This window comes from Corallococcus silvisoli (assembly GCF_009909145.1).
Taxonomy (GTDB): domain Bacteria; phylum Myxococcota; class Myxococcia; order Myxococcales; family Myxococcaceae; genus Corallococcus; species Corallococcus silvisoli.
This window is the reverse complement of sequence record NZ_JAAAPJ010000007.1, coordinates 536,727-552,190: the sequence shown is the minus strand read 5'-3', so window position 1 is coordinate 552,190 and position 15,464 is coordinate 536,727. Positions and strand designations below refer to the sequence as shown.

Sequence of the window (15,464 nt, the reverse complement as noted above, 5' to 3'; positions counted from 1 at the left end):
CTCGTAGCGCATCATCTCGCCTTGCCTCCTTGCGGAGACAACAACCGGCGCTCCCACATCCATCAGACACGGCCTAGGCGCCCAGCACCTGCCGCAGCACGGTCTGGAAGTAGTTCGTGCTGCCGACGTGGGCGGCGTGCAGGCGCGCGGACTGGTGGAGGCGCTGGGCGACGGCCTCGAACTCCGCCTGGCTGACGTCGCGCAGGGACAGGTACAGGCGGGCGGCGGCGCGCAGATAGGAGAAGAGCGCGTTCTTGTGGTGCCCGTCCGGGCGGCGCGCGAGGTGGCGGTACAGCTGGGAGAACTCCTGGTCGACCTCCGCGTGGCGGGTGTCGCGGCAGAAGCCGGCGGCCGTGGCCTCGATGAGGAAGAAGAACGGCTCGTAGTCGGGGAAGGGCGGCCGGGAGAAGTCGGGCGGCTGCTTGTTGCCGGTCCACAGCGCGGACACGGGCTGGAGGCGCACGTGGGCGGTGACGTCACCGAAGCGCACGGGCACCTCGTCGCCCACGCCCTTCACCTGGCCCTGCTCGTCCCGCTCCACGGGGATGAACAGGCGCATGGGGTCCTCCACCTTCACGCCCGCCTTCTCCAGCTCCGCCACCACGTTCGCGTCCATTGCGTTGATGTTCCTCCGGGTCCCCCCATCTACCGCGTCGCGCCCGGATGTGCACCCGGGACGGCGGTCTGGCGTTCAGGCGCCGCCGCTTCCAGCACCGCTTCGGCGGCACGGAAGATGCCATCGGCGCGAGCGTACGGCTCAGGGGTTCCTGTGTCGGAGACTGGCCAGGGAAGGCACGCGCCCCCCGTGAACCTCGCGTGCCGGGAGGTCTTGAACAGACCGGAACCACAGGACCATGCCATCCGGACCTCGAACCCCAGGGTCGACTGGCAGGGTGGCCCCTGTTCGGAGCGGGTCGCCGCGTCCACCAGCTCGCGCAGGAACCGCTCCCCCACTGCGCGGTCCAGGCGTTGATCCACGCGATAGGCGTCCTCCAGGAAGGCCCTCTGCCGGACGCCCTTCAGCCAAGCCCCCTCCTTCCGGACTCGCAGCTCCCACGTGTTCGTCGTTCCTCCGTAGCACCCGTGAGTATCGAACTCGACCTGGAGCACGGCGTGGGGCGTCGAAAGCAAGCACGCCAGCGGGCTCTCAGGAGGCGCCCGCCGCTGTCCGGGAGCGAGGGCTCTCGTCCCAGGCTTGCGTCCCGAGGCCACCGCGAAATCGTAGTCCTCCAGCCCCTCACCGGGACTCCAGGTGCGGCCATCATCCGATGAGCGCAGCAGTTGGCCGCTGGAGAGCTCCGCGAGCAGGATCCCGCCCCCGAGCGCGACCAGCGAATGGATGGGTCTGCCGGCCGTCTCGCCCAACCGGAACCAGGAGTGGCCCGAATCATGGGTGGCCATGAGTTGGGAGTTCACCCATCCCACCCAGTGCCGAGACCCTCGCTGGATGAAGCCATCCAGGCGGGTGACGCGCCCCTGAGCGCGCGTGAGCAACGGCCCCTGACGGAGAGGCTGACCTCCCATGAAGGTCGTGAGTTCACTCCTGTCTGAAAGGGCCACCACGGTATCCCCGAGGAATCCCCAGGCATGTTCGAAGGAAGGGACCCACTGGTCGACCGGCAGGTCCGGAGGTGTCTGGGTCAGCACCTGCCGTCCATCCTTGAGGGAGGAGACATGGAGCGACGAGGTTCCGGAAACGGGCCCCTGCCAGGTCCCGCCCCCATCGGTTGTCTTGTAGAGCCCCCCGGAGCCCTGGACCCAGCCCAGCTCCGGAGTGAGTCGCAGGACATCGTGCAGCTTCGGCGGGGACTCATGGTCTCCGAAGTCGGAGCGCTGGGGTGGCTGCGAAGGCGGCGCCAATGGCATCCAACTGTTGCCACCATCCTCCGTGGCCCAGAGCGTGGCCATCGTGCCCACGGCCCACCCCTGGTCGGGCGTGACGAAGGAGAGCCCCCGGCAGCGGTCCCTGTCGTTGAAGGGCGTGGCGGTCAGTTCCTGCCAGCTCGCGCCCTGGTCGTCGCTACGCACGATGCGTCCGGAGGAGCCACACATCCAGGTCCGCGGGCCAGAGCGCGCCAACGTGTAGATCCATTGCTTATCGACCAGCGGGACGGAGTGCCATGTCTTGCCAGCATCCGTCGTGCGGAAGATGCGCGGCCCGAGATGGCCCGCCACGAGGCCCACCTCGGGCGTGTACCAGGTCAGGAAGTCGATGACGTTCGAGTGGTTTCCCGCCCGTGCCCTATTCAATGCCTGGGAGAGTTCCGTCGCGGGCCGCCAGGAGCGGCCTTCATCGGTGCTGCGATAGGCTTCGATACCAGACGCCTCGGAGACCTTGTAGGGCTCCACCCCGAGGGCCCACCATTCTCCTCCAGGCCCTGGCGCGACCACCCCGAGCCGGGCATCGAGCGCTTCGACGGACAGGTCCGCGAATACCGGCGAGGAGGCAACACGCCCCGGCGTGGCGCACCCCAGCGACAAGCCGCACACGACCCAGACACCCCAATGACGGACGCGCATCTCCACCTTCCAGGAATGGAGGCAGTATCCACCTCCGAGCGCATCCGCATTCCTCACCGTTCCATCATGGTTCCCGGATGAAGCCCATGACCCGAAGCGAGATCCGCGAAGCCATCCAGCACCTGTTCACCGTGTTCCGAGACCGCGCCCCATTGGTTCGCGAAACAACTGACACGGCGGCAACTCCTTTCGAGCCCGTTTACTGCCAACCACCCGGGCGGAACGCCGCGCCGCGCGGCATGGACAGACCAGACTGGAGGACCTGGAATGACACACACCCTCCAGAGGTGCCTCATGCCCCAATGCCTTCAACCGAGACTCCTGTTGTGTTTCGCACTTGGAATCCTCTTCACGGGGTGCAGTGAAGGAGGCCTGGAGGCCGTGAGCACCTCCGAGTGCTCCACCGGCCTGAAGTGGACCGGCGACGACCATGGCTCCGCCCTGATGCACCCCGGTGGCGACTGCATCCAATGTCATTCAGGGCACGACGAAGGCGCAGGGCCCGGCGAAGGGCCGGGGCACGGCGGAGGCGAGGAGCACGGAGAAGGGCCGATGTTCGTGGTGGCGGGCACCGTCCAGGCCACCGCGCACGAGGCGGACGACTGCGCGGGGCTCGAAGGCGCCCAGGTCGTCATCACCGACGCGAATCAGAAGGCATACACGCTGAAGACCAATGCCTCTGGCAACTTCTTCATCAAGTCCGACGACGCCAAGGACTTCGCGTTCCCCTACACCGCTCGCATCACCCACGGTGGAACCCAGTGGGCCATGAACACCCCTCAGAGCACCGGGGCCTGCGCCTCCTGCCACACCGTGACGGGAGCCAACGGCGCTCCCGGGCGCATCAGCCCTCCGTGATGACCCATCCCGCCAGGAGCCGGTGAAGCGTGCGCAAAAAGAAAGGGCGTCAGACCGGAGTCTGACGCCCTCGAATTTCCCTGCTGCTGTGTGCCCAAGGGCGGAATCGAACCACCGACACGGGGATTTTCAGTCCCCTGCTCTACCGACTGAGCTACTTGGGCGTACCGCGCGCCGCGAACGGCAGGGCCGATTTACGGTCACTTGCCGCCGCCGTCAACCTCTTTCCTCCGCACGTCCCTCGCCCCCCGCTCAGGCCGCCAGCCTGGGTGCCGCGCCGTCCCAGGCCGTGCACCCCTCCGTCAGCCGCTGGCGCAGCTTCTGACGCAGCCCCTGCTCAATCTGCCGGATCCGCACCGCCGTCACCCCGAAGCGCTGGGCCAGCAGCTCCGCGCTCACCCCGTCCTCCGCCAACATCCGCTCCTTCACCAGCGCCCGCTCCCGCGCGTCCAGCTCCGGCCAGGCCTCTTCCACGCTCTGGTGCAGCTTCCGCGCCCACATCCCCCGGTCGGCCTGCTCCTCCACCGAGTCCTCCTCCGACTCCAGCATGTCCAGCCGCGTCACATCCCCCTCCCACCCCAGCGGCGCGTTCAACGACACGTCCTTCGCCAGCGCATCCGTCCCCCGCGCCACCTCCTCCTCCCGCTTGCCCAGCGCCTCCGCCAGACGCTTCGTCACCTCGGGGTGGCCCTCTCCCCACCGGGCCTCCAGCCGCGCGCGCTCACGCCGGAGCTGGAAGACAATCCAGGGCGCCCGGCCGCCCGCCACGCTCCAGGTCCGCGACACGTAGGCCCGGATGCGAGCGCGGATCCACTGCTGCGCGTACGCGCCGAACGGCACCCCTCGCTCCTCGAACCGGCGCGCCGCCTCCACCAGGCCCACGTTGCCCTCCGCCATCAGCTCCTCCAGCGACAGGCCCGTCCAGCGGTACTTCCAGGCCAGCCGGCGGACCAGCTGCAGGTGCCCCCGCACCCGCAGTTCCACTTCCGCCGAATCCACCTCGGCCCCCATCCCCCCCACCGTGGACACGCGCTCTTCGTAGATGGCTTCCATGAACGCACCTCCCCAATCAGTCCTCCGCGCACCCATCGCGCGGTGACGGGCATAGAAATAAGGGGGCGGCACTCTTAATAAAATGAGCTAGTTTGGATGGAACCCTTCGGTTATTCCTAAGTCATGGCCTGGCTCAACTACCACCATCTCCTGTATTTCTGGACGGTTGCGCGGGCAGGCAGCATCGCCCGGGCGAGCGAGGAGCTGCACCTCGCCCAGCCGACCATCAGCGCGCAGATCAAGCTGCTGGAGGAGTCGCTCGGCCACCAGCTCTTCGAGCGCAAGGGCCGCAAGCTGGTCCTCTCCGACGTGGGCCGCACCGTGATGCGCTACGCGGACGAGATCTTCCGCCTGGGCAATGAGCTGAAGAACGTCGTCTCAGGCCTGCCCTCCGGACAGCAGCTGCGCCTCAACGTGGGCGTGCTGGATGTCATCCCCAAGCTGGTCGCCGAGCAGCTCCTCAAGCCCGCGCTGGAGGCGGGGCCCTCGCTGCGCATCATCTGCCGTGAGAGCCCCCTGCCCCAGCTGCTCGCGCAGCTGGCGCTGCATGAGCTGGACGTGGTGCTCGCGGACGCGCCCGGCTCCGAGCCCGTCAGCGTCCGCTCCTTCAACCACCTGCTGGGCAAGTGCGGGGTGACGTTCTTCGCCGCCCAGCCGCTCGCGCACCTGCGCAAGGACTTCCCGCGCTCGCTGAATGGTGCCCCCATGCTGCTGCCGTCGGAGGAGTCGTCGGTGCGCCGCTCGCTGGACCTGTGGTTCGAACGGCGCGGCGTCCGGCCCCTCATCGCCGGCGACTTCGACGACAGCGCGCTGCTCCAGGCCTTCGGCCAGAAGGGCCACGGCATCTTCGCCATGCCCTCCATCATCGACGCCGAGGTGCAGCGGCAGTTCGACGTCACCGCCATCGGCCACACCGACGAAATCGAGCAGTGCTTCTACGCCATCACCGTGGAGCGCCGCCTGCGCCACCCCGCCGTCGTCGCCATCGCCGAGGCCGCGCGCTCGCACATCTTCGGCGGGTGAGGCTCCAGGGCCTTCACGCCACGGCCCGGAACACCTCCGCGCCCGCCACCACCGTGGCCAGCACGCGCGCGTCCACCAGCGCCGACGCGGACCCCTCCACGGGGTCCTCCGACAGCGCGACGAAGTCCGCGTCCAGGCCGGGCATCAGCCGTCCGCGCCGCGCCTCCTCGAAGGACGCCCACGCGGGCCCCACCGTGAAGCCCTCCAGCGCCTCGGCCGCGCTCAGGCGCTCCTGGGGATGCCAGCCGCCCTCCGGCCAACCCTTCGCATCCTGCCGCGTGCGCGCCGCGTAGAGCCCCGCGAGCACGTCCGGGTTCTCGATGGGGAAGTCACTGCCCAGCGCCAGGTGCGCGCCCGCGTCCTTCAACGCGCGCCACGCATACGCGCCCTTCAGCCGCTCGCGCCCCAGCCGCGTCTCCGCCCAGCGCATGTCGCTGGTGGCGTGCGTGGGCTGCACGCTGGCCACCAGCCCCGCGGCGCCGAGCCTCTGGATGTCCTCCCACCGCAAGATCTGCGCGTGCTCCACGCGGTGCCGCAGCGCCTGCGTGCCCGTCCGCTCCGCCCCGCGCAAGAGCACGTCCACGACCAATGTATTGGCACGGTCTCCAATGGCATGGATGCACACCTGGAAGCCCCGGGCCATGAAGGCCTGGGCCCGGGCCTCGAGCTCTTCCGGCGCGAGGAGCAGCAGGCCGCGCTGGCCGGGCTCGTCGCTGTAATCCTCATGCAGCGCCGCGCCGCGGCTGCCCAGCGCGCCATCCGCCAGGAACTTCACCGCGCGCATCGACAGGTGCCGCCCCTGCCATGGCCCCTGCGCCAGGTAGGCGTGGCGCTCCTCGCCCTGCCCCGCGGCCATCGCATACACGCGCAGGGGCAGCGTCCCCGCCGCGTCCCACGCCTGCAACGTCCGGAACGCCCCCAGGTCCATGCCCGCGTCGTGCACGCCCGTGAGCCCCACCCGCGCGCAGCGCTCCAGCGCCGCTCGCAGCCGGCCCTCCAGCTGTTCGCTCGTGGGCGCGGGGATGAAGGCGTCCAGCAGATCCATGGCGTTGTCCACGAGGACTCCGGTGGGTTCGCCCTTCGCATCCCGGAGGATGCGGCCTCCGCGCGGATCCTCCGTGTGCCGGGTGATGCCCGCGCGGCGCAGCGCCTCGCCGTTCACCCAGGCCGCGTGGTGGTCCACCCGCGTGAGGAACACCGGCGTCGTGGGGAAGCGCGCATCCAGCTCGGCGCGGCCAGGGAACGCGGCGCCCGGCCACGCGTTCTGATCCCACCCCTTTCCGAGCAGCCAGTCTCCCTGGAAGCTCGAAGCGGGCGCCTTCGCCAACCGCTGGACGACGTCCTCCACCGAGGGCGCATCCTCCAAGCGCACCGTGGTCAGGCTCCGCCCCAGGCCGTGCAGGTGCGCGTGCGCATCCACCAGCCCGGGCACCACCGTGGCCCGCCCCAGGTCCACTTCACGCGCTCGCGAACCAGCGACGGCGCGCACCTCCGCGAGCGTCCCCACCGCGAGCAGCCGTCCGGCGCGCACCGCCAACGCGGACGCGCGCGGACGTGCTGGATCCAGCGTCCACACGCGCTCCGCCCTGTAGACCGTGGTCTCGTCCGTCATGCGGCGGAGCCTACCCACCTCCCTCGGGGAAGCCACCATCCACGCCCGGCGCTTCGATGGGGGCCGCGGGGCCGCTCGGCTCGTCGGGCACGTTCTGGATGGGCTCGCGGACCGTGTCCGGCCCCTGGATGGGGACCTGGTTCTCCGTCCCGGCGGGCTGGGTGGTCTTGCAGGCCACCGCTCCCGCGGTCAGGCCCAGAGCAGCGATGAGCAGCACGGCACGGCGCATGAAACCTCCTGGGAGCACAGCGTGAGACCGACCCTAGGGAGGTGCGCCCTCCCCCCGCAACGCGCATCCCCTTCAACGTCCACCATTGGATGCACAGGCGGGACTCCAGGCCCTTCCTGCCCGCACGCTCCCCAGGCCCCCGGCTTCGGCCCCCTGTCAGCCGAACGTTCGATGCACACCGTTGTGCAAGCGCGTGCGCGCGAGGGGCGCGCACCCGGGGGATGCGGTGGCCATGCGGGAGCACGTCGACAGCAAGCGCTTTCGCCTTCACGTCCTCTGGGGCTGGCTCATGGCCCTGTGCTTCGCAGGCTCCCTCCTCGCGTCCGCCGCCCCCGCGCCCGCCGCGCCCCTCGTCACCCGGTGTGAGCTGGAGGGCGTGGTGGATGCCGGGTCGGGCGCCTACCTCGCGGACTGCGTGAAGCGCGCGGAGGCCAGTGGCGCCACGGCGCTGCTCGTGCGGCTGGACACGCCTGGGGGCGAGCTGGAGGCCACCCGCACCGTCGTGCGTGCGTTCCTGGGCTCGCGCGTCCCCGTGCTCGTCTGGGTGGGCCCGTCCGGCGCGCATGCCGGCAGCGCGGGCGTGTTCATCGCGCTCGCGTCGAACGTGAGCGCGATGGCCCCCGGGACGAACATCGGCGCCGCGCACCCGGTGGGGCCGGGAGGTGAGGACCTGGAGGCGGCCGGGGGGACGCAGCTCGCCCGGAAGATCGAGAACGACACCGTCGCCTTCGCGGAAGGACTGGCCCGTCAGCGGGGCCGGGACGCGGAGTGGGCCTCGATCGCCGTGCGCGACAGCGCCAGCATCCCCGCGGACCGCGCCGTGGCCCTTCACGTGGTGGAGTTCGTCGTGCCCACCGAGGCCGCGTTCCTCGCCGCCGTCGACGGCCGCCGCGTGGAGCTGGCGGGCGGCGACACCGTGACGCTCGCCACTCGCGACGCCCGCGTCGTGTCGCTCGAGCCGGGGGTGGCCCAGCAGGTGGTGCACGCGCTCGCGCAGCCGTCCCTCGTCTACCTGTTGTTCCTGGTCGCGGCGCTGGGGTTGGTGGCGGAGCTGTCCCATCCGGGCGCGGTGGCGCCGGGGCTCGTGGGCATCGTGGCGCTGGTGCTCGCCTTGATGGCGTCCTCCACGCTGCCGGTGCGCTCGGGGGCGCTGGTGTTGATGCTCGCGGGCGTGGGGCTCATCCTCGCGGAGCTCTTCGTCACCAGCGGTCTGCTGGGCGCGGCGGGCGTGAGCCTGTTGCTCCTGGGCGGCGTGTTCCTGGTGGACCGCTTCGAGCCCGGCTGGTTCGTGGATCCATCCTTCCGCCCTTCGTGGGGCGTGATGCTGCCCACGGCCCTGGTGCTCGCCGGGACCGCGGCCTTCCTCGCGTATCGCAGCGCCCAGACGCGCGGGCTGCCGCAGCGGGGCGGAGACGCGGGGCTCGTCGGCGAGGCGGGCACTGCGCTGGGTCCCGTCACGTCCACGGGCGGCGAGGTGTTCGTCCACGGCGAGCGCTGGCGGGCCGTCTCCTTCACCCCCATCCACGAGGGCGCCCGCGTCGTGGTGCGCGCCGTGGAGGGGCTCACCCTCACCGTCGCGGAGGCGATGCCATGAACAATCTGTTCGGCGCCCTGGGGCTGATCATCCCGCTGGGCCTGTTGTTCCTCCTCTTCGTCTCCGGCGTGCGCATCGTCACCGAGTACCAGAACGGCGTCGTGTTCCGGCTGGGCCGCTTCGTGGGCCTCAAGCGCGCGGGCTTCCGCTGGCTCATCCCCTTCATCGAACGGATGGTCATCATCGACCTGCGCACCGTGGCGCGCGACGTGCCCCCGCAGGACGTCATCACCAAGGACAACGTCAGCGTGAAGGTCAACGCCGTCGTCTACTTCCGCGTCATCCAGGCGGACCGGGCCGTGCTCCAGGTGGAGGACTACCTCTACGCCACCAGCCAGATCGCCCAGACCACGCTGCGCGCCATCCTGGGCCAGGTGGAGCTGGATGATTTGCTGTCCCAGCGCGAGCGCATCAACCATGAGCTCCAGCAGGTGCTGGACGCGCGCACCGGCCCGTGGGGCATCAAGGTCTCCAACGTGGAGGTGAAGCACATCGACCTGCCCCTGGAGATGCAGCGGGCCATCGCGCGGCAGGCCGAGGCCGAACGCGAGCGCCGCGCGAAGATCATCGCCGCGGAGGGCGAACACCAGGCCGCCGAGAAGCTCGCCCAGGCCGCCGACGTGCTCAGCCGCAACCCCGCCACGCTCCAGCTGCGCTACCTGCAGACGCTGGTCGAAATCACCGGCGGCGGAAACCACACCATCCTGCCCATCCCGCTGGAGCTGCTGCGCGCGTTCGGCGCGGTGCCCGCGCGGCCCTTCCGCCCGGAGGAGGCCCGCGACGAGGAGGACGAGGACGCGTCCCACGGCCTCTCCTGAAACGACGAAGGTCCACCCGCGCGGGTGCGTGGGTGGACCTCCTGGGTGAAGCGGGCGGCGGGATTACAGCTGGCCGCTGTCCTCGATCTTCACGGGCTGGCGCGTCGCGCCGGACTGGCTGCCCACGCCCTCGATCTTCTTCACCACGTCCATGCCTTCGACGACCTTGCCGAAGACGACGTGCTTGCCGTCGAGCCACGGCGTCGGAATGGTGGTGAGGAAGAACTGCGAGCCGTTGGTGTTGCGGCCCGCGTTCGCCATGGACAGGAAGCCCTCGCCGGTGTGCTTGTGCTTGAAGTTCTCGTCCGCGAACTTCTCACCGTAGATGGACTCGCCGCCCGTGCCGTTGCCGGCGGTGAAGTCGCCGCCCTGGCACATGAACTGCGGGATGACGCGGTGGAAGGACGAGCCCTTGTAGTGCAGCGGCTTGCCGCTGCGGCCAATGCCCTTCTCGCCCGTGCACAGGGCGCGGAAGTTCTCGGCGGTCTTGGGAACGTCGTCGGAGAACAGCTCCATCACGATGCGGCCGGCGGGCTGGCCACCAATCGACATGTCGAAGAAGACCTTGGTGTTTGCCATGTTCACGTGCTCCACGGTGTGGGTTGAGCCAGAGGCTTTGGATATCAGCGCGAGATCCGGCGCGCGGCCCCGGGACCTACCAGACCCGCGCGTCTCGAAGGCAGCAGCTAGCACCGTCGCGTGCGCTGCGGAACAAATTCAGGCGCCGGGAGGGCCGTCTCGGAAGAGGTCCTCGCGCTCCAGCGTGATGGCGCGGCGGCTCAGGCGCAGCGAGGCCAGCGCCAGCACCGCCGTGGAGCCCAGCAGGCCCACGCCCAGGGAGAAGGACAGCACCGGCAGCTCCTCCGGCACCGGGACGCTGCGGCGCAGCAGGTACAGCAGCGACGTCACCACGAAGGCCAGGAGCGCCGCGTAGGTGAAGCCGATGGCCCGCGCGAGGATGGCGTGGCGCCGGTCCATGATGGCCACCTCCTCGCGCAGGAGCGCCCGGCGCGCGTGCCCCTCTGGCAGCGTGCGCCATTCACGGACCATGTCCCGCATGCGGGCGGTGATGCGCGAAATCTGGTTGTCCAGCCCGGTCGCCAGGATGCCGCACCCGGACACCATCACCGCGGGCGTCACCGCCGTCCCGATGAGCTGGATGGACGAAGGGTCCAACCCCGCCATGCCGACGTTCATGGCCTCCTTCTGACCCACCGCCCGCCCGGCCGCCACCCCGGTCCATCCCGACACCAGCAGTGGCGAATCAACACCGGCATCTTGACACCAAAACTGTCACGACCTACTGTCAGGTTCGTGAGCACGCCCAAGACACAGACCGAATGGAAGCTGGCCGCGTTGGCGGAGGAGGTGGGGGTCTCCGCGCGCACGGTCCGCTACTACGTCCAGCGGGGCCTCCTGCCCGCGCCGCCCTTCAAGGGGCCGGACACCGTGTACGGCGAGGAGCACCGGGTGCGGCTCAAGGCCATCCGGGTGCTCCAGGCGCGGTTCATGCCGCTGGACGCCATCCAGGTGGAGCTCCAGCGGCTGTCGCCGGAGGAGCTGCTCCGGCTGGCGGAGACGCCCGTGGGGCCCGTGACGCTGCCGGAAGCACCGCCCCCGCCGCCCCCGCGGCGCCCGGGCAAAGACCCGACGGTGGAGGTGGCGCGTTACCAGCGCTGGCTCCTGGCGCCGGGGTTGGAATTGCACGTGTCGGAGCAGGCGGAAGCGAAGGTCCGGGCGCTGGCGGAGCGGGTGCGCGCCCTCATTCAGGAGTCCGAGGAAGGAACGCAGTCATGAACGAGCAGGCGAAGTGTGGGCTGTTCACGCGCGACGGGGCCCAGGTGCCCCTCCAAGGGGTGGAAGTCTCCGGTGAGCTGCTCGGGGGGCATGCGCGGGTGCGCGTGACGCAGCGCTACCGCAACGACGAGAAGAAGCCGGTGGAGGCCGTCTACATCTTCCCGCTGCCCTCGGACGCGACGCTCAGCGCCTTCTCCATGACGTGCGCGGGCCGCCGCGTGGCGGGCGTGGTGAAGGAGCGCGAGGAGGCCTTCCGCGCCTACGACGACGCCATCACCCAGGGCCACGGCGCGGCGCTGCTGGACCAGGAGCGCGCCAACGTCTTCACCGCGCAGGTGGGCAACCTGCTGCCGGGAGAGGAGACGCTGGTGGAGGTGGAGTTCCTCCAGACGCTCACCGCGGAGGAGGGCAGCGTGCGCTGGATGCTGCCCACGCTGGTGGCGCCCCGGTACATCCCCGGCACGGCGCGCGGCGACCGCACCTCCCATGGCTTCGCGACCCCGACGACGCGGGTGCCAGACGCGGACCGCATCTCCCCGCCCGAGGCCCCCCACGTGGACTACGGGCTGCGCATGAACCTGCTCATCGACGTGGGCCGGGAGGTGGTGGTGGAGAGCCCGTCCCACCGGCTCACCGTCGCGCGGGATGGGACGCGGACGCGGGTGAGCCTCCAGCGCGACTCCTCGCACGGGAAGCTGGGCTCCGACGAGGTGGCGCTGGACCGGGACGTGGTGCTCACGCTGCGCAACGCCAACCCGGACGTGATGCTCACGCCCGTCGTCACCCACCGCAATGGGGACGGGCCGGGCACCTTCGCGCTCACGGTGGTGCCGGACCTGCTCAACCTGGCCGCGGCGCCGCCCCGGCAGGAGGTGGTGTTCGTCGTGGACACCTCCGGCTCCATGGCCGGGGAGAGCCTGCCCCAGGCCCAGGCCGCGCTCCGGCTGTGCCTGCGCCACCTGCGCGAAGGCGACCGCTTCAACGTCATCGCCTTCTCGGACTCCTTCCAGAGCTTCTCTCCGGCGCCGGTGCCCTTCACCCAGCGCACGCTGGAGCAGGCGGATGCGTGGGTCGCGAGGCTGCGCGCCTACGGCGGCACGGAGCTGCTGGAGCCGCTCGTCACCGCGATGCGGGCCGCGCCGGACGGCGTGGTGGTGCTGCTGACGGACGGACAGGTGGGCAACGAGTCGGAGATCCTCGAGGCGGTGCTCGCCGCGCGCGGGGCGGGGCGGGTGTTCTCCTTCGGCATCGGCACCAACGTGAGCGACGCGCTGCTGCGCGACCTGGCGCGGCGCACGGACGGAGCGGTGGAGTTCATCCATCCGGGAGAGCGCATCGACGAGAAGGTGGTGGCGCAGTTCTCCCGGGCGCTCGCGCCGCGCGTCACCGACCTGGAGGTGCGCTTCGACGGCGTGGAGGCCAGTGAGCTGGCTCCCGCCACGCTGCCGCCCCTGGTGGATGGCACGCCCTGGACGCTCTTCGGGCGCTATGCGCAAGGGGGCACGGGCAGCATGACGCTGAAGGGAAAATCGGGCCGCGAGCCCTTCTCCCTCACGGTGCGGCTGGAGCTGCCCGCGCTGTCGGACCGGCCGGTGGTGGAGAAGTTGTGGGCCGCCGAGCGCATCCGGGGCTGGATGGACGCGGGCCTCGTGGGCCGGCGCGCGGAGGCGATGAAGGAGCGCATCGTGCGGCTCGCCATCGAGCACCAGCTGGCGACGAAGTACACGTCCTTCGTGGTGGTGGAGGAGCGCCAGGGTGAGCGCCGCGCGTCGGGCACGCCGGAGACGCGCGTGGTGCCGGTGAGCGCGCCCGCGGGCTGGAGTCTGTCTGGCCAGGGTGTGCCCGCGACGGACGACGATGAGTTCGCGCCAGGCGGGTTCGAGAAGAGGGATGCCGGAGGCTACGGAAGGAATCGGATGCCCGCCCCCGGCGGTCTGCCCCCCGCGGCTGCGGCGCCCAGCCCCAGCGCCGTGGCCCCCATGTCGGTCAGCCGCTCGAGGGGCGCCGCAGCGCCGCCCCCCCCTGCGAGAATATCCGCCCCCGCGCCCGAGCTGGGACCGGAGCCCACCACCGGGTCGTCCTTCCATGCGGATGAGGCGGACGCCGTCGTGGCCGCCGGCCCCTGGACCGCCCCGAAGGAGCAGGAGTCCGCGAAGAAGAAGGGCGGGTTCATGGACCGGCTGATGTCCGCCGCGAAGCCGCGGAAGGCATCGATGGCGCCGCCCGCGCCAGCGCAGGAGATGCACGCCCAGAAGGACAAGGCCGAGACGCTCTACGAGCAGGAGGAAGCCGCGCCACTGCCCGCCCTGGCGGATGCCCCGGGGGCCACCGAGGACGTGGGCAGCCTGCTGGGCCAGCAGCTCGCGAACGGCCTGTGGGCTGGAGGGGGCACGGACCCGGAGCCCGTGCGCCAGGCCCGCGCCACCGCGCGCGCGCTGCTGGCGCTGCTGCGCGAAGGCATCACCAGCAACCACCCGCTGCACGGCGCGCAGGTGAAGAAGGCCGTGGACGCGCTGCTGGCGCTGGCCGCGCAGCTCAGCCATGCGCCGGACGTCGCGGAGCTGGCGCTGGGCGTCGCGTGGCTGGTGGCGGGCCCGCGCACCCGGGGCCGCATCGAGCAGGCCGCGAAGCCCCTCCCGGGCCTGGGGGGGCGGCTGGGGGACGCGGCCGCGCTCCGCCAGCACGTGGAGACGCTGGCGACGCGGTAGGCCATGCCGCTCGTCACCCGTGACCCGGCCTTCGCGAAGCAGCGGGGCCGGGCTCCCGGCTTCTCCCGGGGCTCGGCTAGGGTGACGACGCCATGCTCCTCGCGCCCTTCATCCTGACCCTCTTCGTCGCCGCGCAGCCGGGCACGCCTCCGCCAGCGGGCGCGGCGCCCATGTCCGTCCCCCCACTCGTGGAGGTTCCGGAGGCGTGCGCCGCCGAGTCCGACTACGCGGCGGGGTTCGACGCGCTGGTGCGCGGAGAGGATGCGCGGGCGGTGAAGGCACTGGAGCACGTGCTGGAGGTGTGTCCCCAGCATCCGTACGCGCCGGAGCTGGCGCGGCTGGCGCGGACGCGGCTGGAGCCGGGTGCCCGGCTGGCGCAGGACACGCTGGCGCGGCCGGCGTCGTCGCCGGTGTCGTCGAAAGAAGGCACCTCGCGGGGGGCCCGGGCGTCGCTGACCATCGTGCAGACGCTTCACGGCGTCACCCAGGGCATCCTGCTGTGCTCCATCGCCCACTGCGTGGACACGCGCGCGTTCGTGGGGATGTCACTGCTGGGCGGCAGCGCGGGCGCGGCGGCCTCGCTGCTCCTCACCCGGGGCGGGCTGACGCTGGGACAGGCGGCGGCCATCAACTCCGGCACGGTGTGGGGCTTCGGCTTTGGCCTTGCGTCCATCGGCTCGTTCGAGCTGGAGAGCGACGCCGCCACGAGGGCGGTGATGGTGGGGGCGCTGGGCTTCACGGGCCTGGGCATCCTGGTGGCGGAGTTCGCGCATCCCACCGCCGGACAGGTGTCGATGGCGAACTCCGGCGGCCTGTGGGCGGGCGTGGTGGCGGCGCTGCTGATGGCCACGCAGGACAGCAACGACACGCGCGCGTTCTTCGGCATCGAGCAGGGCGTGGTGGGCGCGGGCCTGATTACCTTCGCGCTGCTGTCGCGCGACCTGGACATCTCCCGGGGCCGGGTGCTGCTCGTCGACGCGGGCGGCATCCTGGGGGGCCTCGTGGGCCTGAGCGCCATGTTCCTGGTGCTGGGCGACAACCACGGGGATGCCATCCTGGTGGGCACCGCCGTGGGCGCGGTGGCCGGCCTGGGGACGACCCTCTTCCTCACGCGCGACTTCGATGCGCCGGACGACGCCCCGGCCGTGTCCGTCATCCCGGCGGCGCTGGGGCGCCACGGAGGAATGGGCCTCGCGATGCTCGGACGGTTCTAGACTGCTGCCCTCCTGCTTCCTTCCGCCGTCCCGGAGCC

At 71.1% G+C, this 15,464-nt stretch carries 14 protein-coding genes and 1 tRNA gene; 7 read left to right on the top strand and 8 right to left on the bottom strand.

The window, feature by feature from the left end; translation table 11 throughout:
• Positions 1 to 73: 73 nt before the first annotated feature.
• Together GTY96_RS16605 and GTY96_RS16600 are read right to left on the bottom strand one after the other, a co-directional pair.
• Entirely contained in the window at positions 74 to 616 is a 543-nt protein-coding gene (locus GTY96_RS16605; RefSeq protein WP_161665222.1) for a hypothetical protein, read from the bottom strand.
• Positions 617 to 645: 29 nt separating this feature from the next.
• Complete coding sequence (locus tag GTY96_RS16600) at positions 646 to 2,520, bottom strand: WD40/YVTN/BNR-like repeat-containing protein (RefSeq protein ID WP_161665221.1); 1,875 nt, start codon at positions 2,518 to 2,520, stop codon at positions 646 to 648.
• Positions 2,521 to 2,901: 381 nt separating this feature from the next.
• Here GTY96_RS16600 and GTY96_RS16595 point away from each other — a divergent pair, with 381 nt between their 5' ends.
• Positions 2,902 to 3,378 carry a hypothetical protein gene (locus tag GTY96_RS16595; protein ID WP_161665220.1) on the top strand — a complete coding sequence of 159 codons (477 nt, stop codon included), beginning with the start codon at positions 2,902 to 2,904 and terminating at the stop codon, positions 3,376 to 3,378.
• Between the two features lie 91 nt (positions 3,379 to 3,469).
• On the opposite strand, the gene GTY96_RS16590 is transcribed toward GTY96_RS16595, so the two are convergent.
• Together GTY96_RS16590 and GTY96_RS16585 are read right to left on the bottom strand one after the other, a co-directional pair.
• Positions 3,470 to 3,542 (bottom strand) — tRNA-Phe (locus tag GTY96_RS16590).
• 88 nt (positions 3,543 to 3,630) lie between these two features.
• Positions 3,631 to 4,431 carry a sigma-70 family RNA polymerase sigma factor gene (locus GTY96_RS16585; protein WP_161665219.1) on the bottom strand — a complete coding sequence of 267 codons (801 nt, stop codon included), beginning with the start codon at positions 4,429 to 4,431 and terminating at the stop codon, positions 3,631 to 3,633.
• Positions 4,432 to 4,554: 123 nt separating this feature from the next.
• Here GTY96_RS16585 and nhaR point away from each other — a divergent pair, with 123 nt between their 5' ends.
• Complete coding sequence (nhaR, locus tag GTY96_RS16580; RefSeq protein WP_143904194.1) at positions 4,555 to 5,454, top strand: transcriptional activator NhaR; 900 nt, start codon at positions 4,555 to 4,557, stop codon at positions 5,452 to 5,454.
• 13 nt (positions 5,455 to 5,467) lie between these two features.
• Here nhaR and GTY96_RS16575 read toward each other — a convergent pair whose 3' ends face one another.
• Positions 5,468 to 7,066, bottom strand: coding sequence for an amidohydrolase (locus tag GTY96_RS16575; protein ID WP_161665218.1), 1,599 nt, complete (start codon positions 7,064 to 7,066; stop codon positions 5,468 to 5,470).
• Positions 7,067 to 7,076: 10 nt separating this feature from the next.
• A complete protein-coding gene (locus GTY96_RS16570; protein WP_143904190.1) occupies positions 7,077 to 7,295 on the bottom strand; it encodes a hypothetical protein in 219 nt (72 codons plus the stop codon).
• Positions 7,296 to 7,527: 232 nt separating this feature from the next.
• Here GTY96_RS16570 and GTY96_RS16565 point away from each other — a divergent pair, with 232 nt between their 5' ends.
• Both GTY96_RS16565 and GTY96_RS16560 read left to right on the top strand, forming a co-directional pair.
• Positions 7,528 to 8,889 (top strand): NfeD family protein, encoded by a 1,362-nt coding sequence (locus tag GTY96_RS16565; protein ID WP_161665217.1) that lies wholly within the window; start codon positions 7,528 to 7,530, stop codon positions 8,887 to 8,889.
• Positions 8,886 to 9,707, top strand: a complete 822-nt coding sequence (locus GTY96_RS16560) for a slipin family protein (RefSeq protein WP_143904186.1) — start codon at positions 8,886 to 8,888, stop codon at positions 9,705 to 9,707. Before GTY96_RS16565 ends, GTY96_RS16560 begins: the two co-directional genes overlap by 4 nt.
• Before the next feature lie 63 nt (positions 9,708 to 9,770).
• Here the strand turns inward: GTY96_RS16560 and GTY96_RS16555 are convergent, their stop codons facing one another.
• Together GTY96_RS16555 and GTY96_RS16550 are read right to left on the bottom strand one after the other, a co-directional pair.
• A complete protein-coding gene (locus GTY96_RS16555; protein WP_143904184.1) occupies positions 9,771 to 10,286 on the bottom strand; it encodes a peptidylprolyl isomerase in 516 nt (171 codons plus the stop codon).
• 138 nt (positions 10,287 to 10,424) lie between these two features.
• Positions 10,425 to 10,904, bottom strand: a complete 480-nt coding sequence (locus GTY96_RS16550) for a DUF2721 domain-containing protein (protein WP_143904182.1) — start codon at positions 10,902 to 10,904, stop codon at positions 10,425 to 10,427.
• A 117-nt stretch (positions 10,905 to 11,021) separates the two neighbouring features.
• On the opposite strand from GTY96_RS16550, the gene GTY96_RS16545 reads away from it, so the two are divergent.
• The 3 genes from GTY96_RS16545 to GTY96_RS16535 all read left to right on the top strand — a co-directional run bounded on the left by GTY96_RS16545 (position 11,022) and on the right by GTY96_RS16535 (position 15,426).
• Positions 11,022 to 11,504: a helix-turn-helix domain-containing protein gene (locus tag GTY96_RS16545; RefSeq protein ID WP_143904180.1), complete on the top strand. Its 483-nt coding sequence runs from the start codon at positions 11,022 to 11,024 to the stop codon at positions 11,502 to 11,504.
• Entirely contained in the window at positions 11,501 to 14,212 is a 2,712-nt protein-coding gene (locus GTY96_RS16540; protein ID WP_161665216.1) for a VIT domain-containing protein, read from the top strand. The genes GTY96_RS16545 and GTY96_RS16540 overlap by 4 nt, the downstream gene beginning before the upstream one ends.
• Before the next feature lie 92 nt (positions 14,213 to 14,304).
• On the top strand, positions 14,305 to 15,426 hold the full coding sequence (locus GTY96_RS16535) for a hypothetical protein (protein ID WP_143904176.1): 1,122 nt from the start codon (positions 14,305 to 14,307) through the stop codon (positions 15,424 to 15,426).
• Positions 15,427 to 15,464 lie beyond the last annotated feature (38 nt).

Bases quoted from the DNA above. Each gene is read 5' to 3' on its own strand.
- GTY96_RS16605 (WP_161665222.1), bottom strand. From the start codon at position 616: ATGGACGCGAACGTGGTGGCGGAGCTGGAGAAGGCGGGCGTGAAGGTG.
- GTY96_RS16600 (WP_161665221.1), bottom strand. From the start codon at position 2,520: ATGCGCGTCCGTCATTGGGGTGTCTGGGTCGTGTGCGGCTTGTCGCTG.
- GTY96_RS16585 (WP_161665219.1), bottom strand. From the start codon at position 4,431: ATGGAAGCCATCTACGAAGAGCGCGTGTCCACGGTGGGGGGGATGGGG.
- nhaR (WP_143904194.1), top strand. From the start codon at position 4,555: ATGGCCTGGCTCAACTACCACCATCTCCTGTATTTCTGGACGGTTGCG.
- GTY96_RS16575 (WP_161665218.1), bottom strand. From the start codon at position 7,066: ATGACGGACGAGACCACGGTCTACAGGGCGGAGCGCGTGTGGACGCTG.
- GTY96_RS16570 (WP_143904190.1), bottom strand. From the start codon at position 7,295: ATGCGCCGTGCCGTGCTGCTCATCGCTGCTCTGGGCCTGACCGCGGGA.
- GTY96_RS16565 (WP_161665217.1), top strand. From the start codon at position 7,528: ATGCGGGAGCACGTCGACAGCAAGCGCTTTCGCCTTCACGTCCTCTGG.
- GTY96_RS16560 (WP_143904186.1), top strand. From the start codon at position 8,886: ATGAACAATCTGTTCGGCGCCCTGGGGCTGATCATCCCGCTGGGCCTG.
- GTY96_RS16555 (WP_143904184.1), bottom strand. From the start codon at position 10,286: ATGGCAAACACCAAGGTCTTCTTCGACATGTCGATTGGTGGCCAGCCC.
- GTY96_RS16550 (WP_143904182.1), bottom strand. From the start codon at position 10,904: ATGAACGTCGGCATGGCGGGGTTGGACCCTTCGTCCATCCAGCTCATC.
- GTY96_RS16540 (WP_161665216.1), top strand. From the start codon at position 11,501: ATGAACGAGCAGGCGAAGTGTGGGCTGTTCACGCGCGACGGGGCCCAG.
- GTY96_RS16535 (WP_143904176.1), top strand. From the start codon at position 14,305: ATGCTCCTCGCGCCCTTCATCCTGACCCTCTTCGTCGCCGCGCAGCCG.